The sequence below is a fragment of the Amycolatopsis sp. BJA-103 genome (assembly GCF_002849735.1).
Taxonomy (GTDB): domain Bacteria; phylum Actinomycetota; class Actinomycetes; order Mycobacteriales; family Pseudonocardiaceae; genus Amycolatopsis.
The window spans coordinates 3,001,793-3,021,941 of record NZ_CP017780.1 but is presented as its reverse complement, the minus strand read 5'-3'; the positions used below and the strand labels follow the sequence as shown (position 1 = coordinate 3,021,941).

Here is a 20,149-nt window from a genome sequence, read left to right as displayed (position 1 = left end):
AACGGCACATCGGCCGGTCTGCCCTACCGCGCACTCTCGAGGAAATGTCACGAGTATGAGGCTGATCTTGGTGACATCGCCGAGAGACAAGCAGAAAACCCCAGGTCATTTAAGATCGACATGTCGCCGACGATGAGATCCTACAGTGCGACCTCCGCCGCGCCTTGCCCTTGGTTGCCGAAGAATCGACAGAAGTTCGTCGCCGCGATGACTCCGAGATCGGGCCAGCGGTCATCGGTGCCCACCAGTTCCCGAAGGATGCGTTCGCGCCTGGCGGTGAGGCGAACGGCCGCGCGCTGGCCTATCTCGCGCACGAACTGCTGGGTGAATGGGTCGGCACCGCTTACGACATCAGCAGCATCCTGATCCTGTGGTTCGCCGGGGCGTCGGCGATGGCCGGGCTGATCAACATCGTGCCGCGGTATCTGCCCGCCTACGGGATGGCGCCGGACTGGGCCCGCGCCGTGCGGCCGGTGGTGCTGGTCTACACCGCGATCTGCATCCTCGTCACGGTCATCTTCAACGCGGACGTCAACGCGCAGGCCGGCGCGTACGCCACCGGGATCCTCGCGATGATGGTGTCCGCGTCGATCGCGGTGGCCGTCTCCGCGGCGAAGAAGCGGCAGCGCAAGGCCGCGATCGCGTTCGTCGTGCTGACGCTGATCCTGATCTATGCTTTGGTGGAGAACGTGATCGAGAAGCCCGACGGTCTCACCATTTCCGCGTTCTTCATCCTCGGGATCATCGTCGTGTCGCTGGTTTCGCGGGTCACCCGCACCACGGAACTGCGGGTGGAGCACATCGAGTTCGACGAGCCCGCCCGCCGCTTCCTCGCCGACTCGATCGCCCACGACGGCGCGCTCACCATCATCGCGAACCGCCGCCAGGCCGGGGACGCCGACGAATACTGGGCGAAGGAAGCCGAACAGCGCGGGATGAACCCGGTCCCCGGTGCCGCCGACGTCCTGTTCCTCGAGATCGACGTCATCGACCCGTCCGGTTTCAGCGACGTGTTGAAGGTCCGTGGTGTCGAGATCGAAGGATTCCGTGTCCTGCGCGCGGAAAGCCCGGCCGCGCCGAACGCCATCGCCGCGATCCTGCCCGCGCTGCGCGACGCCACTGAGGTACGGCCGCAGTGCCATTTCGAGTGGAGCGAGGGAAATCCGCTCGGGCATCTGTTCCGCTACCTGATCCTCGGCCGGGGCGATACCGCCCCGGTGGTCCGCGAAATCATCCGCACCAGCGAACGCGATCCGGCGCTCCGCCCCGGCATCCACGTCGGCTGACGTCAGGTGTCAGCGAGAGGTCGTCATCGGCACGATCCGAGTTCTGTTCCCGTGGAAACGGTCTGGCGAGTTCACATTCCCGTCGGGCGGGTGGATCAACACCGACGTCTCGTCGACCAGGACACTCGTGGCCTTCGGGAGGGGCGCGGGTGACCGGGCCAGAACCGATCACCCTCACGCAACGCCGCCGCGATCACGGTATTCATGGCGGCGGAGCAGAGTTCATGGTTCTCGCGCTGCGCGTTGTGGAGTTGGTCCTCGAGGGTGACAATGCGGCCACCTGCGTCGAGGCGGGTGCTGTTGTCGACCAGTTCTCGTACGCGCGCGTCGAGGCGGAGCTGGTGGCTGGCGTAGCGGCGATGCCGCTGGCGAGCGCTGCGGCTGCGGGAAACCGGCATCGTCGAGACTGCGCAGGAAACCCTGCGTCGCGCCGAGTATGTCCCCGGGTTTGGGTTCACCGTTGTCAACCGGCCGTGAGGCCGACTTCGTGTATCCGCTCGTGGGCCGCCGCACAGAACCCCGCGGCCCTAAATGCGCGGCTTTGTCAGCCAGTCGGTGGCCTCGTGGGGTGTCATGTTGGCACCTCGCTGGTAGGCGATGTCGAAGTCGATGCAGCCGAGCCGCTCCGTGAGCACCTCCGCGAGGGAGCGCAGTTCGGTGTCGCCGCGGTCGAAGGCACCGCGGAGGGCGCGGCTCAGGCCGAGCGCGGTGGCCGCGCCGGCCGGATCACCCTCCAGTAACAGCAGCCGGGCCAGGAGTTGGGCGGCCCGAGGGGTGTTCATGTGCGCCTGCGCCGCCTGCACGGTACGGGGCAGCAGTTCGCGCGCGGGTGCGGCGTCCCCGGCGGTGAGGAGGTTCGCCATCCTGGCGGGCACCAGGAGGTTCTCGATCGTCTCCGCGCCGAGGGGCAGCCGGCGGGCGAGTGTCTCCATCCGGTCGAGTTCTCGGCTGGACCGTTCGATCTCGCCGGAGCGGCGATACAGCTCGGCCAGCCTGGCTAGGACCTCGATCTCCAGCAAGGGCTGGCCGCGCTCCCAGGCCGCTCGTCCGGCGGTTTCGATGTCGTGCCGGGCGCCGGTCAGGTCGCCGGCGCGCATGCGTTCGACGGCGAGTTCGAGCCGGGTGGAGACCTCGTCCTGTGAGCCGAGGCAGGTGGCGATCGCGACGCTGCGCTCGTAGGCGGCGATCGCCTCGTCGTGTTCGCCGCTGATGGAGTGGGTTTGCGCCAGGCCGATCAGCGTCTTCGCCGTCCACCACCGATCGCCCGACTCGTCGAACGTGTGCAGCGCCGCCGCCATCGCGGTCGCGGAGCTTTGCAGGTCACCCCGTTGGCGATACCGCATGGCTTCGATCATGCAGGCGCAGGCGATCGCCCAGATGTCCGAGTCGCTGCGCACCCTGGCGATCTCCTGGTCGATCAGCTCGTCCAGCCCGAGTGTCGCCGCCGTCACCAGCACCGTCGTCAGCAGCATCGGATAGCGCCGTAGCGCGCCCGTGTGCGCGCAGTCGTCGATGAGCGCGCGCAGCAGCTCGGGGTCGGTGACCGGTCCGCCCTCGCCGGCTACCAGGTGGATCGCGGTAAACGCGGCCCGGGCGTCCGCGGGCAGCGCGTCGCCGAGCTCGGCGACCTTGGCGACGCAGCCGTCGGCCCGAGCGTCGTAGCGGAGCATGACCCAGTACCAGTACAGCGGGCCGAGGAGACGGGCCGCCACCGTGGCGTCGCCGGTGTCGATCGCCGTTTGCAGGGCGAACATCAGGTTGTCGTACTCGGCCTGGAACAGCCGCAGCGATTCCACTTGCTTGCCCGAGCGCAGCAGTGGTTCATGTTTCTCGGCCAGGACGGCGAAGTGCCGCGTAAGCCTGCGCAGGACGGCTTCGGCTTCCCCTGTGAGGTGAAGCTTGTCCGCCGAATGGGCTCGGATGCTCTCCAGCATCCGGTAGCTCTCGCCGACTCGTTCCACGATGGACTTGTCGACCAGGGAGCCGAGCAGGTAGACGACTTCCGCCGCGGGGAGCGTGTCGTCCGAGCAGGCCGCCTCGATCGCGGCGATCCCGGTTCTCGCCGGAAAAATCGACATTCGACGGGCCAGTGTTCGTTCTCGATCGGTGAGGAGGTCCCAGCTCCATTCGATGACCGCGTGGAGTGTCTGCTGTCGAGGCTGGGCGGACCGGTTGCCGGTGCTGAGCAGCCGGAAGCGGTCGTCGAGGCGGTGAGCGACCTGGTCGGCGCTCATGGTCCGCAGTCGCGCCGCGGCCAGCTCCAGTGCCAGTGGCAGTCCGTCCAATCGGCGCACGATGTCCACGACCGTGGCCGTGGTCGGCGCGTCCAGTGCGAAGTCCGGCTGTACGGCTGTCGCACGATCCCGGAACAGCCGTACCGCGGCCGACTCGACGGCCTCGGCGGGATCCGCGTTTGGCGATGGCAGTTCGAGCGGGCCCAGACGGCACAGCGTCTCGCCTACGACTTCCAGCGGCTCCCGGCTGGTGGCCAGGATCGTCAGGTACGGCAGGCACTCCAGCAGCTGCCCGCAGAACTCCGCGACATGGCGGGAGATCTGTTCGCAGTTGTCCAACACCAGCACGCCTTCACCGCCGGAGAGGAGAGTGACCACTCGCTCCAGCGGCGTATCGGGCGCCTGGGCGACGGCGGTGCTGAGCGTGCCCAGCACCGCCTCGGGTAGACCGTCCACCGTGGTCACTCCGGCCAGGGGGACGAGCCAGAGCCGCTCACGCTGCTGGGTCCGATGCCGGCTCGCCGCCTCGACGGCCAACCGGGTCTTTCCCGCGCCTCCGGGACCGACGATGGTGACCAGCCGGGAGGTCTCCAGCAATCCGGCAAGGAGTCCCAGCTCCTCCGTCCGGCCGACGAAGCTGGTCAACTGGGCAGGCAGGCGTCCCGGCACCGCCTCCGAGCGAGCGTGTTCCACCTCGGGGATCTCCAGCTCGCCCCGCACCACGGCCAGGTACGTTTCGCGCAGTTCCTCGGACGGGTCGACGCCCAGTTCCTCGGCGAGCGTGCCGCGGACCTGTTCGAAGACGGCCAGCGCGCCGGACCGGCGACCTGCCGCGTGCAAGGCTCGCATCCGCAATCCGGCCAGCCGTTCGCGCAACGGGTGGCCGGCGGCGACCGCGGCCATATCGGCCAGAATCTCGTGGTGGCGGCCCAGCCGAAGCCCCGCCTCGAACCGATCTTCCCTGGCCGCGACGCGCAGTTCGTCCAGCCGCGCGCCGACCGTACCGGCGAAGGGAGTATCGCGCACATCGGCCAGCGCGTCCCCCCGCCACAACGCCAGCGCCTCGTCCAGCAGTGAGTCCGCTCGCTGCGCGGCGCCCGCGGCCAGCTCGCGTCCGCCCCGCTTCGCCTTCTCCTCGAACCGAAAGGCGTCGACGTTCTCGACGCGTACGCGCAGGCGGTACCCGCCTGCCGCTCTTTCCACGAGCTCGGCGTCGCCCAGAGCCTTGCGCAGTCGATGCACCAGCCCATGCAGCGCGTTGGCGGAGGCTCCGCGCGGGTGATCCCCCCACAGGCCGTCTACGAGGGCGTCGACCGACACTGTCTCGCCTTCGGCCAGAGCCAGTCGGGCCAGCAGCGCGCGAACCATGACGCCGCCGACATCGATCGGCGCACCGTCGTCGGCAAAGGCCCGGACCGGTCCCAGCACCTCGATCCGCATGCTCGACAGGCTAACGAGTCGTGCCCGCCACTCTGCCCAGCCCCTTACAGCGGCCGGTGCCGGCTGAAAGATCGTTCCAAGACGTCTGTAAGCGCAGCCGGACATCGTGGCGGACGTAGGTGAGGAAACGAACGCGACGTGGCTTTGCGCGAAAGCCGACTACGACCTGAAAGGCCGATCGACCATGACGACCAGAATTCTCCGAGGCGCTGTCTGCCTGCTCGCTGCCGGGCTGGCGGTGACCGTGAGCGCGTCGCCGGTGCTGGCAGGCGACGACCACGCCAAGGTCCAGCAGGTACTCGACCGGACCGTCACCGATGACGGCCTGCCCGGCATCCTCAGCGACATCCGCGACGGTCGCGAGACGTGGTTCGGCACGGCGGGCGCGGCCGACACCGAGACCGGACGCGAGCGCCGCCGGCAGGACCGCTTCCGTATTGGCAGCGCCACCAAGACGTTCACGTCGACGGTGATGCTGAAGCTGGAGGCCGAGGGCCGGCTGAGTCTCGACGACACCGTGGAGAAGTGGCTGCCCGGCAAGATCCGGGGCAACGGCAACGACGGCACCAAGATCACCCTCCGGAATCTGCTCAACCAGACCAGCGGCCTGTTCCCCTATACCTCGGACGAGAGTGTGGTGCCCAAGTACTTCACGCCCGCCTTCCTCGAGCACCGTTTCGACACCATGCGTCCGGGGGAGATGCTGAAGCTCGCCGTGGCGCATCCGCCCATGTTCGCCCCCGGTACGGCCTGGGCCTATTCCAACTCCAACTACGCGCTCGCCGGAATCATCATCGAGAAGGTCACCGGCAGGTCGTACGCCGAGGAGGTCGCGCGGCGGATCACTCGTCCGCTGGGCTTGACCGCGACCTACGTACCCGGCTTCCGCGAGACGGAGCTGCGCGGACCGCACGGACGGGAGTACTCCACGCTGTGGGTCACCGGGCCCGGCGCCGACGTCCACGACGTCACCGACATGAACGCGTCCTGGGCCTGGGCGGCCGGTGGCATGGTCTCGACCGCCGGGGACCTGCAAACCTTCTACCGGGCGCTGCTGGGCGGACGCCTGCTGCCGCCCTCGCAGCAGAGAGAAATGTTCACCACGGTCTCGACCGAGGGCAGCGGGTGGCCGGTCCCGAACGCCAGGTACGGGCTCGGTGTCTTCTCCCAGACGCTGTCCTGCGGAGTGACGGCCTGGGGCGGAGGCGGCATGATCCACGGTTCCTGGACGAACGCGATGGGCACCGCTGATGGCCGGCACACGGTCGTAACCAACATCAACGGCGACTGGGGCAACCCGATCGGCATCTTCACCAAGGTGCTAGAAGCGGAACTGTGCCCGCCGGGCTCTCCGTGACCGGTCCGCAAACCGAGACACCCCGAACGACCAGATCGGGGTGTCTCGGCGTTGGGCTTGCCAAGTCAGGAAAGGTCGCTGGCGGTCTGTTTGCGTTCGCGCTCAAGAACGGCGATTCCTTGCGCAGCCCGACATGTTCAGGTTGCTGGGCTTCTCGGTTCGCTGGTGCCGCAACAACGACGTCCTTGAACTTCGGGGGCGAGCGGTAAAACGAGTCACGACTCACACCGGCTTCCCGGCACGGGTTGGACACCGTCAGTGTCGCCGTCGGACGCGGTCGGCTGGCCGGCGAGCGGCCGGGTCAGTGCTTGCTCCAGGCGAGCTTGGGTGGCGACGCAGGTCATGCCCGCGCCTCTTTGTTGTCGAGATCACCGATGAGCGCTACCTGCTGGACTTTCGGGATCCGACCGGCCTTCTCGCAGGACCTCTGGACGTCGATGGCTTGATCGTGGGCGGCGGCCAGCCGAGGCCGGTGCACTGTGGACCGTCGGGCGTTCGGAACGCGTAGGCACATGTTGTGCCGCGGAACGGGCTGGCCGACGACCTTTGGCGTGTTTGACGCAGACCGCGTTCGCCACGTTGAAGAAACAGCTTGCGCCGAATGCGCTGGAACTCGGCTCATCGCAGAAAACGAACGCACATGGTAGTGCCGTGGAGATCGGTGTGGAGGCGTACGAGGTATGCGGTTGAGAAACAGAAGGCCGCAATTGCGCAGTTGGCCGGGCGTCGTCCGGCCAAGGGCCGGTCAGGGTGACGGGGTCGATGCAGTTGGTGATCAGCTCGGTGACGAACGGTTCCAGGTCGGCTAGCCTGCTTCCTTCCCGATACTGGGACGCTCACCTGGCTTGGGCGAACTCATGGCGGCGTCGGGCGCCCGGCTGGTCACGTTGCTGCTATCCGAGAGCGCGTCGAAGACGTCTACCAGGAGGATGTACCGCGCGCGTAGATCCGCGGCCTTACGGCGCGCCGCGCGGGCCTCGTCGAACAGACGGGCCGCGGGCGGGCTGTCACTCATGGGCTCAACTGTGCCTGCTCTGTGCGTCCCTGGCCATCCCGCAGAGGTTGAGGGCCGCAGTCCAGGCGAGGAAGTCGATAGCGGGAATCGGCGCACTTAATCCTCGCTACAACGGTCCGTCACTGTTAACGACAACCCCTGAGGCGTCAACGTGTTTCGCGGTTCGGAGATGGGTTGTGTTCGTCGTAGTAAGCGGCGATGGCCTTAAAGGCGGTTTTGGGTTCCCAGTCCATGTCCGGGTAGGTGATTCCGATGTCAACCTACGCCGCCCCGGCCGGGTCTCGCCAAAAATCGGAGGCCAAACTCGTCGATTCGACCACGCTGACCTGACCAAGACGCTCTTCTTCGCCTAAGCCACCGACCCTGCGGCCGGGCCGTATCGGCCTACGCGCGAACGTCCCCGCCATGCAGAGGGCAACATGGTGCATTTATATAATGCAGACCAGTCTGACGCCATCAATTTGGTCGATCTTTCCCGCGCTGAGATTGTTGCCGTTTGTGAAGGGGCCTATGGTCTCCACGGGTTCCCAGCGCGTGCCAGTCCAGTTCAGCATTTGGGCAGTCGCGTGTGTTGTGCGGTTCCAGTAGGAATTAGCGCGGTCCCCTAAGCCCTGGGCGCCGATATTGTAGACCGCACCCCCGCAATTTATTCCTTTCCAGAAAAGTCCGTCTCCGTTGTAGTGGTCGTATAAGCAGAACCATTTGTCTGGGCAGTCGTACCATGTGCCGGGCCGAGCGGACGCCGGTGCCGCGAGACCCGTGGTCAGTAGGACTGCCGCAGCGGCAACAGTGAACAGTGACAATTTTCGTTTCCTGAACATCGGGCCTCCGATTTTGTTCGCAACCAGTTCGATCGCTAGGTGAAGGTCGGTTTAGAGTCGGGGAGCGCTTAGTGCGCCCTCCATCAGCGTGTCGTACGGACGCAGCGGACGGCTGCGCATCGCTCAGGAATGCGAACCTGAGTTTAGCGGCGAACCGCACTCCTGGATTGGAAAAATGTAAGGTCGTTGGTCTGGTTCGCGCTGGACGTCCGGTCAGGCTCCGCGGTCCGAGCGGCCGGTGTTGTGCCTTGCCTCGGCCAGATGGCCCGTCTGGCCGAATCCGAACCGGCCGATGTCGCACGAGGCGTGACGACACGAGGGTTCGCTGCGTCTTTTCGGTTCGTTCACGGCCGGAAGCCCACCGCGAGCGCACGTCATGCCATGCTTTCCGTGCTGCGGATGCCGCCATGGCATCGCCGGAACCAAGGAGAACGGCAATGGGGGGTATTTCGTCGTCTGACGACGAGTTCTGGATGTCCCGGTTGCCGGATCGTCGCCTGACGCGCTGGGTTAATTTCTATTTGGCGTTCCGTAGAACCACGACTGTGCCGGAGAGGCGTACGTTGGCCGCGCTGAACTCGGTCGTGGTGGTTATCGATCTGGACACACCGGTTCGGCATCCGGTGGCCGGTTCGCCGCTGGCGGCGGTTTCCCCGGTGATTGGGCTGTCCGGCCAGCCGATGGGGTACGAGAGGGCCGGCCGGGAGCGAGGGATCATCATCGAGTTGACGCCGCTGGGCGCACGAGCGCTCTTTGGTCTACCGCTGCGGGAAATCGGCCATGCCAGTGTGGGATTGGACGATCTCTTGGGCGCGCGAGCAAGATTTCTCTGGGAAGAGCTGCAGGAGGCGCGGGATTCGAACCATCGGTTCCGGATCCTCGACCGCCGGTTGTCGAGCTGGCTCCTTGACGAACCGGAACTGCCCAAGTCGCTCGATCGGAGCTGGCGCAGCCTGACCATATCGGGTGGTGCCGTCAAGATCGACGACCTCGCGGAACGGGCTGGCCTGAGCCGGCAACATCTGGCCACTCGCTTCCACCGGGAGATCGGGCTACCACCGAAAGCTGTCGGGCGGGTAGCCCGATGTCACCACGCCATCCGGCTTCTGACAGGCAAGAACCCGCCACCATTGCCCACGCTCGCCGCGTTATGCGGGTACACCGATCAGGCGCACCTCAATCGCGACTTTCGCCTGCTGATCGGTCGCACCCCGACAGCATTACTGCACCCCGGGAGCGCGACCGACTTCTCCCTCGGCAGCCTCATCAGCCTGCGCCCGACACCACTGACTGGAACAAGCTTGGAAGCGGGCCGCCCTCTTGCCTAGCCTGGACCACAGCCGACGTCCAGCAGCAGTCTTCCTGTCAATCTCGGTCCGCCCGCCGGGCTGAGCCAAACTCGGACTCACCATGGCCCAGACCACCTGCAGCCTCCCGGCGGTTTCCGTCGACCTGAAACGGCAACGTGACGAGGGATAGTCCAGCGCACCGTTGCAGGTGTGCCAATCCTTCACGCCGTTCTTCAGTAGCTGGATCGACCCGGCGCCGGCGTAGGCCTCCGGCGCGCGTTCACCGCGGACGATCATCGGCGACACATCGTCGCCTCCGGACGCGGCGGCGACCGGGCTGGTGGTGCTGGCGGGTGCGGCCGGGGCCGCACCGTGGATCCCGCCGTCGGCGGCAGCGACCGGCGCACCGCCGAGGCCGGTGGCGAGCAACGCCGCCAGGGCGGCCATGGCGACGCGCAACCCGCCACGGCGGCGGGGTCTAGTCGTGATCTTCACTGTTTCCCTTCTCTGATAGTGCTTCCTGACGCTCACACGGACACGTGAACGCGACTAGGGGCCACCGGGAACACCGGTGGCGAGATACGACGGCAAAGCGGGCGGAACGCGGCATCCGAACGGGTCCGACACGGAAATCCAGAGCCCGCCCCGCTGGGCACCACTCACGCTGGGGCGGGCGCGCTGAGGGGGCATCGCCGTCGTCGCGGCCTTGCCCGGTGAGTAGCAATCGACGCGCGGGGCTGTACCGCGCCCGAGGTCGTTACGGGCGTCCTCCGCCAGCTCGTCCCGGCATGCCACCCGTATCGCGGCCCCGCGGGCGGGCGGCGTTGACGAGCTGCCGGTAGAAGTCCGGCTCCGTGCCGGTGCTGGTGCCGGGGGATTGCGCCATGTAGATCATCGGCGGCTCACCGGTATCGCGCCGGACAAGGACGAGCCGGACCGCCCGGCCCGTGGTCACGTCGACGAACAGGTGCTCCGACCGGGAGTTGCGGTGCTCGATCCGGCGGCAGAGCAGGCGGGACAACCACGCTCCGGCGTCCTCGCGATCCAGCGCGCCGGCGTCAGTGACCTTGGCCAGGCCGCGCGTGGACACGGCGATCGCGGCGTGGGCGACGAGATCCGCGACTCGAGTGTCCTGTGCGGGCGCGTCGTGGGTAGCGTCCTGAATGGACGCGGGCGAGGCCGTCATGTCGCGGTCTTCGTCGCGATCGCGCACCACACCGGAAGCTCCGCCCCCGCGAGACCATCGGGTGGCGGCCCGGCCCAGTGCGACACCGGGGCCACGCCAGGTGATTCCAGTTGCCAGCCCTCGAACCAGCCCTCGACCTCCGGGAGGCTTCGAGGCGTGACCGTCGGTTCGGGGGTCTTGGCCAGGTACCGGGCCAGGTCATCAAGGGCGGCGGCCGCGGCGGTGCCCGCGGAGGCGGAGCCGAGGGCGCTGACGATGATCACGCTTCCGACGGGGAGTTCGTGGTGGTAGGCGCGGATCAGGGCGGTGACGTCACCGGGCCAGTGTGACGGGTCGCCGATCATCGTGAGGCCTACCGCCTTCCCGAGGTCCAGCGACCAGTTCCCGGGCTTGTGTACTGCGTGCAGCGGGCGGTGGACGTCGTGGACCGCGGCCAGGACCGCCGCGGCCCGTTGCTGCTCTTGCCTTTCCAGCACGAGGACCTGCTGGGCGAACGGGATGTTCTCGCGGGCCACCAGCACCGTGGTGGGGGCGTCGATGTGGGCCTGGGCGAGGGTGTGTTCTGTGTGCTCGTCCGGGCCGAGGGGCAACCCGGCGCGCAGGACGACGAACTGGTCGATGCCTGTGTCCTTCGCGGCGACCTTCAGGGCCTTGTCGAGGAACAGCCGCTGCGCGGCCAGGCACCAGGTGTAGCCGGGGACGTCGGCGTCGATCCTCGCCGCCAGGGCCCGGTCGACGAGGTAGATCCCCATTTCGGTGTCCACGTTGAGGGCCTTGTCGAGGAGGACGCCGTTGACGCGGGCGACGGTCGCCGCATCGACTTCGGCTGCCTGGTCCGGCACGGTCCCGTGCGGTGTCAAGAAATACGGGTCAGGCGAAGTGGTCATGAGGTGGGTGTGCTCCTGTGTGCCGGAACCGGTCCGCGGGACCGGGTGCGGGGCGGACGGACGGCTACCCGCGTGATCAACGCCGACGATGGGTCCGTTGTGGACAGTGGCGGCCCGTGATCCTGCGTGCCGAGGTTCTGAGCCCGTCCGGCTGTCGCTAGGTCCCAGGGATGGGGATGCTCGAAGAGGGCGTCGAGTTCGGTGGCGGTGCGCAGAATCAGGGGTGCCCGTGTGTGACGCTCGAACACGGCGCAGGCGGGCGGGTGGCCGGCTTCCGTCGGCGTGTCCGAGGTGAGCGGGAGTGCCTGGTGGACCGCGATCCAGCTTCCGGGAGGCAGGACGTTCCACAGGCCGTCCAGCAGGGCCTGCGGGTCACGGGTGTGCTGCAGCGCGGTCGATCCCAGCACACAGACCGGTTCGGTCAGGGTGATCGCGTCGATGCCGTGGGCTGTGCGCAGGCATTGTTCGATCCCGGGAGTGGAGGAGAGCCACGCGACGTCGAGGGTGAGGCTGTAGGTCGTGACGATCCGGGTCCGGACCGCGGGTTCGTTCTCGTCGAGCAGATAGAGCGTTCGGCAGCCCCTGCCGGGCGGGAGAAGTTCGTGCACCAGCCGCAGCGGCGGGAGATCGGGACGAAGGGCGACGAACTGGCCGATGCCCGCCTGCAGAGCCCTGGCGATCACCCGGTTCCGGATGCGGTACTCGGCCGCGATCGTCGCCCAGAACCCCGGCCGGCGGCAGCGGAGAACCGACGCCACGGCGTTGGACTCGGCGTGCTGACAGTCCCCGGCCAGCGCCACCCGGGCCTCGGCCAGCGACACGATCGGCCAGGCGTGGCCGCCGCCGCGCGTCACGGGAGCGTCGGGGTGACTGGTGTGGTCAGGCATCGTGACGGGTGCTTTCCTGCTCGCGGGATCCGGGGATTGGTGACGGACGTACGGTGCGCGGCCGATGGCTCGGCGTTCACCAGGTGCGGCTACGTGCCGGGCGGCGGGGGAGGGATGATCAGCTCGGACATCTGCAGGGGCTTGTCGATCAGGCCGTAGCGCTGCATCAGGTCCGGGACACGCTGCAGCTCGGTCATGACCGGGTCGCTGCGGTACACCGGGAGCTCCATCAGGGCGGCGGTGTCGGCGTCGATCCCTTTCAGGTGCTTGACCGCGGTGGCCTCCACTAGTTCCCGGTTCCCGGCTGCTGCCGCCGCGTCGCGCATGGCCCGCTGGAAGCTCGCGATCGCCGCCGGATTGGCGGCGGCGAAGTCCGCGGTGGCGCCGTACAGCCCGATCGGGAAGTTTTTCGCGGAGCCGGTCGCCGGGTCGGCGATCGGGTGTAGCCCTTGTTTCTCGGCCGCGGTCGCGAACGGTTCCGGGAACAACGCGGCCTCGATGTCGCCACGCAGCACCGCGCCGGCCATGGCCCCGAATTCCAGGTTGGCCCAGGTCACCGACGTCGGGTCGGCACCGTGGTCGGTCATCAGCGACTTGGTCAGCGTGTCACTCACGCCACCTTCGGCGTTGCGGCCGAGCTTCTTTCCCGCCAGGTCCGGGACCGACCCGTCCGGGCGGGCGAGGACCCTCATGGTCCGCTCGCCGGCGACCGTGGCCTCGGCGACGACCTTCAGCGGGACACCGCCCTTGACGGCGTTGACGAACGCGATGTCACCGGCGTAGGCGATATCGGCGTCGCCGCTTTCGAGTTTGAAGAGCGCGTTCTGCCCGCTCGAGGCCGGCACCAGCGTGACCGCGACGCCCCGCTGAGCGAACAGGCCGTGGTCGATCGCGATATGCAGCGGCGCCACATCCGCCAGCGCCAGCGCGGCGACCCTGACCGGAATACCCGGGCCGGGAGCGGGCTCGTCGCCGCCGAGCAGCCCACAACCGGCCGTGACGGAGAGAAGAGCGGCACCGAGCAGAGCGCGAGTACCGATACGAACGTGCTTGTGACGCAGCAGAGACGGTCTCATCGGGATTCTCCGGGATCGACAAACGAACGCCGGACCGGACACGGCCAGGCGAGGAAAGGGGGGACGAGCGGGGCGGTGTGTCAGCGCTGCAGGTGCCGTCGGGACGGCGCCTAGCGGTGGGGCGGGTCGCCGCGCTGGAGAAGTCCGCTCAGCGAGTCCGGGCAGGCGCTGCGCGGTTGCAAACCCGGCGAGTGCAGCTGATCGCGATGCAACCCGGCCTGGTCAAGAATCGTCCAGAGCGCCGCGGGCCGGTCGTCTACGGTGTCGCGGTTCTGGTGAGCGGAGGCGAGCATGCGACTCCAGAAGAACGTGAACTCCGGATCCGTCAGTTTCCAGCCACGGAAAAGACTTTTGCGTGCGGCACGCTTCCGCTGCAGAGCCGTCCAGGCAACCCTGTGCGCCGGACTCTCGATTTCAGCGAGTATGTCGTCGACCGTGAGATCTCGGGACAGGATCGTGAGGACAGCGCGCCCGCACGGCGCGGCCAGCTCCTCAACCGTCACACTGTCGAGAATGTCGACCCGTCCGCCGCGGACGCTCACCGCGCCACTCAGGATGAGCTCGGCGAGAAGTCCGCGCGCTACCACCAATCTGTCTCGATGAGACTGCCGCGGGATCACACGGTCGCGATGTTCCTCTTGCGTGGCGGACAGCACCAACAGAGGCAGGGTTGTCCCTGGTAGTCCAATGTATGCGGTAGTGCAGGCACTGCGTCCTCCCCTGGACGAGAAGGCCGGGTCGGGGCGGCCTTCTCAGGAATGTGGGTGGCTAGGCGTACGGCCAGGGTTTCCTTTGTGTGCGACGGCGCCCACGTTGTAGTCGTCGACGTCGAGGTGCTCCAGAAGCGGCCCGGTCGGGTACCACTTCGAGCACGGAACGAGCGTCTGCTGAGGTGTCAGCGGGCTGGGCGTGACAATCGGAAGGTCGGCGAAGAACGCTTCGATTTCAGGTTCCGTGCGGAAGTACCGGGTGCCGAAACGTTCAGTGAGGACGTCCAACGCCTTGACGGTCGCCGTGTCCTCGGCGACGGCATCAGGGATACACAGGTGGCTCGCGGCGACGAACGATCCGTCGGGGAGTGTGTCGATCTGATCCGCAGTGATGTCCGCGGCGGTCGTGTCGTCGATTCAGGAGACCGACCGCGAACGGCATTATGTAGTACTGCTCACAGACGGCAGCCTAAAGAAGATCATTCTGTCGGAAACTGAGGTCATGAGTAACAGTCACGGCCGCACTACGGTTTTCACCACGCATAAGCACAGCTTGTCGGACCTGAGTAGCTCCGACGTCGAGACGATGGACTTTGAGAAACAACACTACGAGACCGGCGCTGGCAGCACTGAAATCAAGGCGTGGGGCGATCGGGAACCCGGCAATCGGTTGCTCAGGCATGCTAAGGGCGTCGGCGTGACACAGGCGCTAAAGCGCCTGCTGCCGGGTTGAGCCACGCGTTCTAGCGGACCTGACGCTCGGCATTGCGACACGAGTGGCTTGGCGGTTTCCGGGAACCGGGCGGCGACCGAGTTCGCGAAAGTTGGGGCGCCACATGCGGTACCACCGACGCGGTCTAGCTCGCGCCAGGTTCCAGTGATTTCAGCCCCCTTCAGTGGACAACGTTCGATCGCGGGGAGCGGGCGTCACAGCTAGGTGATGATCATTTCCGGCGCCCATATGGGCATCAAAGAAGGCGCGCTGGCCACCGCAGGAATAGATCAACCGCGGCAGCGTCAATGGCGGTCCCGTTGTGATCACCGAAGATCTGTTGTAGAATTTTCGGTTGCATGCTATTGGACGACCAGGTTCGCGGCCCAGTCCCCGCCAATGAGGCGGCTCATATGCGGCTTCAAAAGTCTTCTTGATCGGCCAATTGTTCGCCTCGAGTGTCGAAGCATAATTGCCGAAGGGATTTTTGACGTGACACCACTCGACGACGCGATTGCCATAGCAGTTCAGGGTGACTTCCCATCTGGAGCGAGCGAGATTGATGGACATGATTTTTACGTTCGCTCAGTAAGGAACAAGGGCCTCCTTGATGAAGGCGAAACGTCCTACTTTAGACACGAGCACATTGGCAAGGATGATCGCGTCTTCTATTCGATTGACCTTCGAGATTCTGGCGAATATTCTGCCAGGATTACGCGAATTCAGTTTCGTGGCCCGTTTGTCAAGAACGGTTTTAGGCCGCTCGGCGATCGCGGAATTGACGTGACAGACGCTGTGAAAGTATTAGCAGCGGCAGGCGGAGTAATCAGCAATCTTCCTGGCGCTTGGATTGTGTTTGCGGTTGCAATTGCCGAGCTGGACGCCCAAGGATTTCTCGACGGCAACTGGATGCCAGCGGCTGCTAAGGTCGTCGATAAGATCGGAAAGGAAATGGCTCGTACTCAGACTCCTGGCTAGGCACTATTTGCTCGCACTAGTTACTGGCGGACGGCGCTCGCCAAGATGAGGGGGCAACGGCGGCTCTCAAGCGCGCTGGTCAAGAGCTTGAAGAAGCTGGCGGGAGATGGTCGGCGGCTGCGTCCGGTACGCAGGACCCGGCGGTCGCCGGGCTGCCGGGCATGGCTGCCGAGGTCGGTGCCTCGTCGGAGACGGTCTCCGGCCTGATTGGCCAGTCGTCTGGCCTGCTCGAAGGGTATCTCGCTCGGCTTGGAGTGCCGGCGGAGTCCACTTCGGCTTGGCGCTTCTGGACAGTCCACTCCTCCTGGTCCGGCCTCTTCGTCCAGTGATCAGGACACGAACGAAGAAGACGATGATGACCTGGTCGAGCGGTTGCGGCGGGAGTTGCCGCCGCCGGTGACCGGCGGCCGTGGGGTGAAGACCCAGGGACAATGGTTCGGCGCCTGGCAGAGACGCTGCGGCCATCACGAGCGGGCTGGACGACCGCAGAGCGGGTGGACGAGATCCTGAAGGAGTCGGGGTGCACGATGCGACCGGTGACGGCCGCCGCGGACGTGGAACTCAAGCTCGCGGCCGAGAAGGTTACGAGGGAGGCAAGACGTGGCAGTGGTGAAAGCCTGGTACGACCCCAGGTCAGAGGGAACCGTTCGACCTGGCTGACGCGGCCCAGGTGGATGCTCTGCTGGACCGAATGCTGGTCGAGGCCACGGCGGCACCGGTGGGCGTGATCGGAGAGCTGGCCTGGGAGGATGAGGACCACAGGTCGCTCCTCCAGTTCGGAATTCGCACGGACCAGGTCGGGTTCATCGGCTACATGGGCCGGGGCGAAGCGAGCGTCATCTTTGACCAATCGAAGAGGGGACTCCAGTTTGGCTGGGCACGTCTGGGGCTGAGGCGTATCCCGTGGTCGAACTGATCGAACTGGCTGGCGCGCCGAGCCTACTGCTTACGGCGATTCTAATCTATGGTTTCGCGCCTGGGTTTGCGCTGCGCCTAACGATCTTGCTGTACCCGAAGAATGACGATCGCCGCAAAGAGTTGCTTGCCGATCTCTACAAAATGCCAAGATTGCAGCGACCATTCTGGGTGGCGGAGCAGATTGAGACCGCCATCTTTGATGGCGTGCTGGCGTACAGGAATGCGGCCAAGGAACGGAACGCTGCACGACTTGAGGAGGCGCCCCAGGTTCCTCCGTCGCCGAACCATCAAGCGAACCATGTCGATATGATCGATGAACTCGGTGAATTCGGCCCGTTCGGTGAGTCGACCGAGATCCCCGAACGCTATCGACAGCCTCTTAGTCGCCGCGAGCGCAGAAGAATCAAAAAAGGTTATATTTAGACGTCGAGGCGACCAGATAACGTTCGCCACTAGGTGGAGTTGCGCTGGTGCCAGCCACCTGGGCTCGTGAGTGCGGTGTGTCGGTCGTGGCACGGTTTGCAGAGTGGCCGGAGTCGGTGCCAGGCGTCGGGTCTGCTACGCCGCGGGCGACGAGGGAGCGTCGGGTTTCGGGGTGGTGGTCGGCCACTGTGGCCGGTTGCCGGCACTGCGCGCAGAGTCGATGTTCGCGGAGGTAGGCGGCGCGGTTCTTCTGCCAGTCTCGGCCGTAGCCGCGTTCGGCGGCGGTGTCGGCTTGCCAGTCGCTCCAGCGGCGCCCGTTCTGGAGGCGGGTGAAGCGCGGGATGCGGTTCGCGGGGATGCCGACGGGCGCGGGACCGAGGACGGCGAGCAGGTCGGATTCGGCTTGGGAGTGCCATCCGGCGTCCTGAGTGGCCTGTTCGTCGGCGAAGACGTCGGCGACCCTGTCCCGCTCGGGGTCGAGGTCGGCGTCCTGGGTGCCGCCGTAGGAGTAGACCCAGCGGAAGTTCGGCGACGGGTCGGGTTCGACGTGCTGCCGGAAGAGAGCGATTTCTTTTGTGTAGCAGTAGAAACCGGTGTCGGTCCGGGATCGTGCGATGTCGAGCCAGGCGAGCAGGTAGGCCGTGCTGTGGAAGTCTCCTGAGTCGTGGATGCGGATCCAGGCGCCGGTGAACTTGGGGTGGTCGAGTTCGGCGAGCATGGCGGCTTTCCAGCCGTCGAGGTCGTCGAGGGTGTGCCGGAGGTTCGCTTCGTGCCGGGCAAGGACGGCGGGGATGCGGTAGGTGCCGTTTTACTGGTAACCCCCGATATTGAAACTTGCGGAATGGGTACCGGAGCTGGATGCGTCGGTGCTGGGACGAGGCCGCAGCCCTCTTGGTCGAACACAGCTCTGCTGAAATCAACCATGGTCGGTGGCCATCGTGCATATCGGCGGCAGTGGACGATCGCGGGAAGTTGTTCGCGGTATGTCGTCGTACCTGTGTGACCGTCTCAGCGCTGATCTGCGGAGATCGCAATTGTTCGACCGCGCCTCTGTATTTCTTGAGGGTGGCCTATGTGGACAGCTTCGATGCTGATTATCGTGCTAACGTGCCTTAGAGTGAGCCTTGTTCTTTAGAATCTTCTGCATGCCAGGGTTCTTAGTGATGCGCCATTTGCGCTCCCATTTTACGACATCAACTTCATGGCTAGCGATATCGATTCCTCTTTTTCGTGCGTACTCAGCCATTGCATGAACTAGAGCTCCAACCATCCAGCGGCTCGGTAGATGCTCTCCTGAAAGAAATCTCTCGATCTTGACTATTTCGAGATTCGTATTTTTGGACAATGTGGCAATGCTGGGACTGCCGGTCAATCCGCGTAACGCGCGCAATTCTGCGGCGAATGCCATTCTAAAGTCTCGCCTGTCCACGTCTAATGGAGACCGTTCAGTACTGGTTGCCAAAAGGTCGATAGCACCAGCCAGTGCATAGTCCGCTTGACGAATTGCATCTCGCCTGGAACGTCGGACATAGTTCTTGCCGCTGTCCCTTGCGGCAGCGAACAGCTCCTTACGATGCTCGCCATCAAGGGTGTTTGCTCGTGGTATGAAGATCTTCACGCCTTTGCCTGTGGATACTGCTGCGTCGGCAGTGATATTTACCCAGTAGGAGATATCCGCGTTTTCATCGTGAAAGATGACTAGATGTGGCAGGGTGTGCGTCAACCAGTAGTCGACGTGCTCCTGATCCGTTCGGAACCACCATCCGACGATATTGCCCGACTCGTCGTGCCGTGGCTCGTCAAACCAGCTCGCCCCAGCTTTGACCTGAGCTCCCATCATCCAGCCGGAGTAGGATAATTGGTCGTCGCGCACTTCAAGGTATAGGTCGGTGCCAACGTCGTGTTCGGGCGCCGCATCTATCACTGCCCATCCAAGACGCAGAAAAGCAAGCTTCGCGGCGGCTTCGCCCACTGCACCCAACTGTCGCGACTCTGGTTGTTGCATCGTTACATTAAACACCGGGGCTAGGTGTCGCACGTGGCATCCCCTGGAGTCGGAAGGACGTGGTCGGCTATGCGGCTGGTTCTGTTGGTAGCAGCCAGGCTTGGCCGCCTCAACCCCAGCGACGACGGGGGTGGAGGCCTCTCGGTCTGCCGTTTCAGTGTAGCTGCGAAGTCGCTCGAGTTAGTGCAAGATGTTGTTATGTCCTCGGCGAAGCCCCCTAAAGGCGTCAGTGAGCTTACCAAGCGGTTACTCTTCGGTAGTGCGAATCACTGTGCTTTCCCGGAATGTTCTGCACCTCTGGTGCTCGTTCATGGGCGGATTCTGTCGATCAACGCCGAAGTGGCTCACATTCGCTCGCCGGAACCTGGTGGGCCGCGACATGTCGCAGAATACAGTGGCATGCATGCCTTCGAGAACCTGCTTCTCCTATGTAGTTCCCATCACCACCTCATCGATCAGCATCCCGAAGAATTTCCTGTCTCGGTGTTGGAGCAGTGGAAGGGTGATCAAGTCGCTCAAATGGGGCAGCCCGTTCCCTATGAGTTGTTGGAAGCTCTTCGCAGGCAAGTTGCCGAGCTTAGCGAGGCATCTAAATCTCAAGACTCGGATGAAGGATCTTCGTCGGGTGGGGTCTTAGGCTTGTCGGGGCGTCGAGTATGGAGTCTGGAAGTTTCTGGATCGAACCGGCCATTGAAGGAGTTTCGGTCAGCTCGGGTGGAAATGCGGGCTTTTCGGTGTCGACCTCAGTGGGTTGCGTTCGCGGCGAGAGCTTGATTCGAATTACAGCTTGCGTGAGGCTGGTCTAGAATTCGATGTAAGCAAATCTGCTGACGCAAGTGTCTATGCCTTCGAAGACGATGATTTAAAATATCGCGAGTATGACTACGCTGTGTGGCTGACGAATGAGAGAGAATTGCATCAAAGC

16 protein-coding genes and 4 pseudogenes are annotated in these 20,149 nt (G+C 65.1%); 8 read left to right on the top strand and 12 right to left on the bottom strand.

The genetic code is table 11. From position 1 onward, the window contains the following. Positions 1-251: 251 nt before the first annotated feature. Positions 252-1,286: pseudogene (locus BKN51_RS13020) on the top strand (amino acid transporter); the annotation flags it as partial. A 218-nt stretch (positions 1,287-1,504) separates the two neighbouring features. Here the strand turns inward: BKN51_RS13020 and BKN51_RS44240 are convergent. Together BKN51_RS44240 and BKN51_RS13010 are read right to left on the bottom strand one after the other, a co-directional pair. After that, a pseudogene (locus tag BKN51_RS44240) lies at positions 1,505-1,799 on the bottom strand (hypothetical protein); the annotation flags it as partial. Between the two features lie 14 nt (positions 1,800-1,813). After that, the gene (locus tag BKN51_RS13010) at positions 1,814-4,960 is read right to left on the bottom strand and encodes a BTAD domain-containing putative transcriptional regulator (protein WP_101607894.1); all 3,147 of its coding nucleotides are present in this window, start codon (positions 4,958-4,960) and stop codon (positions 1,814-1,816) included. A 184-nt stretch (positions 4,961-5,144) separates the two neighbouring features. On the opposite strand from BKN51_RS13010, the gene BKN51_RS13005 reads away from it, so the two are divergent. Continuing rightward, positions 5,145-6,317 carry a serine hydrolase domain-containing protein gene (locus BKN51_RS13005; RefSeq protein WP_101613196.1) on the top strand — a complete coding sequence of 391 codons (1,173 nt, stop codon included), beginning with the start codon at positions 5,145-5,147 and terminating at the stop codon, positions 6,315-6,317. Between the two features lie 805 nt (positions 6,318-7,122). Here BKN51_RS13005 and BKN51_RS12995 read toward each other — a convergent pair. Both BKN51_RS12995 and BKN51_RS44930 read right to left on the bottom strand, forming a co-directional pair. Continuing rightward, positions 7,123-7,332: a hypothetical protein gene (locus BKN51_RS12995; protein WP_101607893.1), complete on the bottom strand. Its 210-nt coding sequence runs from the start codon at positions 7,330-7,332 to the stop codon at positions 7,123-7,125. Positions 7,333-7,760: 428 nt separating this feature from the next. Continuing rightward, the gene (locus BKN51_RS44930) at positions 7,761-8,153 is read right to left on the bottom strand and encodes a peptidase inhibitor family I36 protein (protein ID WP_101607892.1); all 393 of its coding nucleotides are present in this window, start codon (positions 8,151-8,153) and stop codon (positions 7,761-7,763) included. 437 nt (positions 8,154-8,590) lie between these two features. Here BKN51_RS44930 and BKN51_RS12985 point away from each other — a divergent pair, with 437 nt between their 5' ends. Further along, positions 8,591-9,481: an AraC family transcriptional regulator gene (locus BKN51_RS12985; RefSeq protein WP_101607891.1), complete on the top strand. Its 891-nt coding sequence runs from the start codon at positions 8,591-8,593 to the stop codon at positions 9,479-9,481. Between the two features lie 718 nt (positions 9,482-10,199). Here the strand turns inward: BKN51_RS12985 and BKN51_RS12980 are convergent. From BKN51_RS12980 to BKN51_RS44925, 6 genes are all read right to left on the bottom strand, one after another. Further along, the gene (locus BKN51_RS12980; protein ID WP_158255766.1) at positions 10,200-10,655 is read right to left on the bottom strand and encodes a hypothetical protein; all 456 of its coding nucleotides are present in this window, start codon (positions 10,653-10,655) and stop codon (positions 10,200-10,202) included. Beyond that, complete coding sequence (locus BKN51_RS12975; protein ID WP_101607889.1) at positions 10,625-11,515, bottom strand: SAM-dependent methyltransferase; 891 nt, start codon at positions 11,513-11,515, stop codon at positions 10,625-10,627. Before BKN51_RS12975 ends, BKN51_RS12980 begins: the two co-directional genes overlap by 31 nt. Next, entirely contained in the window at positions 11,512-12,402 is an 891-nt protein-coding gene (locus tag BKN51_RS12970; protein ID WP_102906605.1) for an SAM-dependent methyltransferase, read from the bottom strand. Before BKN51_RS12970 ends, BKN51_RS12975 begins: the two co-directional genes overlap by 4 nt. An 89-nt stretch (positions 12,403-12,491) precedes the next feature. Beyond that, positions 12,492-13,478 carry an ABC transporter substrate-binding protein gene (locus BKN51_RS12965; protein WP_101607887.1) on the bottom strand — a complete coding sequence of 329 codons (987 nt, stop codon included), beginning with the start codon at positions 13,476-13,478 and terminating at the stop codon, positions 12,492-12,494. 110 nt (positions 13,479-13,588) lie between these two features. After that, positions 13,589-14,137 (bottom strand): hypothetical protein, encoded by a 549-nt coding sequence (locus BKN51_RS12960; RefSeq protein WP_146044341.1) that lies wholly within the window; start codon positions 14,135-14,137, stop codon positions 13,589-13,591. 93 nt (positions 14,138-14,230) lie between these two features. Then, on the bottom strand, positions 14,231-14,566 hold the full coding sequence (locus BKN51_RS44925; protein WP_442857702.1) for an SAM-dependent methyltransferase: 336 nt from the start codon (positions 14,564-14,566) through the stop codon (positions 14,231-14,233). 13 nt (positions 14,567-14,579) lie between these two features. Between BKN51_RS44925 and BKN51_RS12950 the strand changes: the two genes are divergently transcribed. From BKN51_RS12950 to BKN51_RS43055, 4 genes and pseudogenes are all read left to right on the top strand, one after another. Beyond that, on the top strand, positions 14,580-14,921 hold the full coding sequence (locus BKN51_RS12950) for a hypothetical protein (protein WP_146044342.1): 342 nt from the start codon (positions 14,580-14,582) through the stop codon (positions 14,919-14,921). A 471-nt stretch (positions 14,922-15,392) separates the two neighbouring features. Beyond that, a complete protein-coding gene (locus BKN51_RS12945; protein WP_101607883.1) occupies positions 15,393-15,878 on the top strand; it encodes a hypothetical protein in 486 nt (161 codons plus the stop codon). Between the two features lie 649 nt (positions 15,879-16,527). After that, positions 16,528-16,794, top strand: a pseudogene (locus tag BKN51_RS12940) (Imm1 family immunity protein); the annotation flags it as partial. After that, positions 16,782-17,219 carry a hypothetical protein gene (locus BKN51_RS43055; protein WP_146044344.1) on the top strand — a complete coding sequence of 146 codons (438 nt, stop codon included), beginning with the start codon at positions 16,782-16,784 and terminating at the stop codon, positions 17,217-17,219. The pseudogene BKN51_RS12940 and the gene BKN51_RS43055, both read left to right, overlap by 13 nt. 259 nt (positions 17,220-17,478) lie before the next feature. Here the strand turns inward: BKN51_RS43055 and BKN51_RS12935 are convergent. Beyond that, positions 17,479-18,027: pseudogene (locus BKN51_RS12935) on the bottom strand (GP88 family protein); the annotation flags it as partial. Between the two features lie 294 nt (positions 18,028-18,321). Beyond that, on the bottom strand, positions 18,322-19,224 hold the full coding sequence (locus BKN51_RS12930; protein WP_101607880.1) for a DUF4365 domain-containing protein: 903 nt from the start codon (positions 19,222-19,224) through the stop codon (positions 18,322-18,324). Between the two features lie 69 nt (positions 19,225-19,293). Between BKN51_RS12930 and BKN51_RS44920 the strand changes: the two genes are divergently transcribed. Next, positions 19,294-19,998 (top strand): HNH endonuclease signature motif containing protein, encoded by a 705-nt coding sequence (locus BKN51_RS44920; RefSeq protein WP_442857695.1) that lies wholly within the window; start codon positions 19,294-19,296, stop codon positions 19,996-19,998. Positions 19,999-20,149: the final 151 nt, after the last annotated feature.

Coding starts and splice junctions, on each gene's coding strand:
- BKN51_RS12950 (WP_146044342.1), top strand. CDS start 14,580: ATGTCCGCGGCGGTCGTGTCGTCGATTCAGGAGACCGACCGCGAACGG.
- BKN51_RS12995 (WP_101607893.1), bottom strand. CDS start 7,332: ATGAGTGACAGCCCGCCCGCGGCCCGTCTGTTCGACGAGGCCCGCGCG.
- BKN51_RS13010 (WP_101607894.1), bottom strand. CDS start 4,960: ATGCGGATCGAGGTGCTGGGACCGGTCCGGGCCTTTGCCGACGACGGT.
- BKN51_RS44920 (WP_442857695.1), top strand. CDS start 19,294: ATGCGGCTGGTTCTGTTGGTAGCAGCCAGGCTTGGCCGCCTCAACCCC.
- BKN51_RS13005 (WP_101613196.1), top strand. CDS start 5,145: ATGACGACCAGAATTCTCCGAGGCGCTGTCTGCCTGCTCGCTGCCGGG.
- BKN51_RS12975 (WP_101607889.1), bottom strand. CDS start 11,515: ATGACCACTTCGCCTGACCCGTATTTCTTGACACCGCACGGGACCGTG.
- BKN51_RS12965 (WP_101607887.1), bottom strand. CDS start 13,478: ATGAGACCGTCTCTGCTGCGTCACAAGCACGTTCGTATCGGTACTCGC.
- BKN51_RS12970 (WP_102906605.1), bottom strand. CDS start 12,402: ATGCCTGACCACACCAGTCACCCCGACGCTCCCGTGACGCGCGGCGGC.
- BKN51_RS12930 (WP_101607880.1), bottom strand. CDS start 19,224: ATGCAACAACCAGAGTCGCGACAGTTGGGTGCAGTGGGCGAAGCCGCC.
- BKN51_RS44930 (WP_101607892.1), bottom strand. CDS start 8,153: ATGTTCAGGAAACGAAAATTGTCACTGTTCACTGTTGCCGCTGCGGCA.
- BKN51_RS12985 (WP_101607891.1), top strand. CDS start 8,591: ATGGGGGGTATTTCGTCGTCTGACGACGAGTTCTGGATGTCCCGGTTG.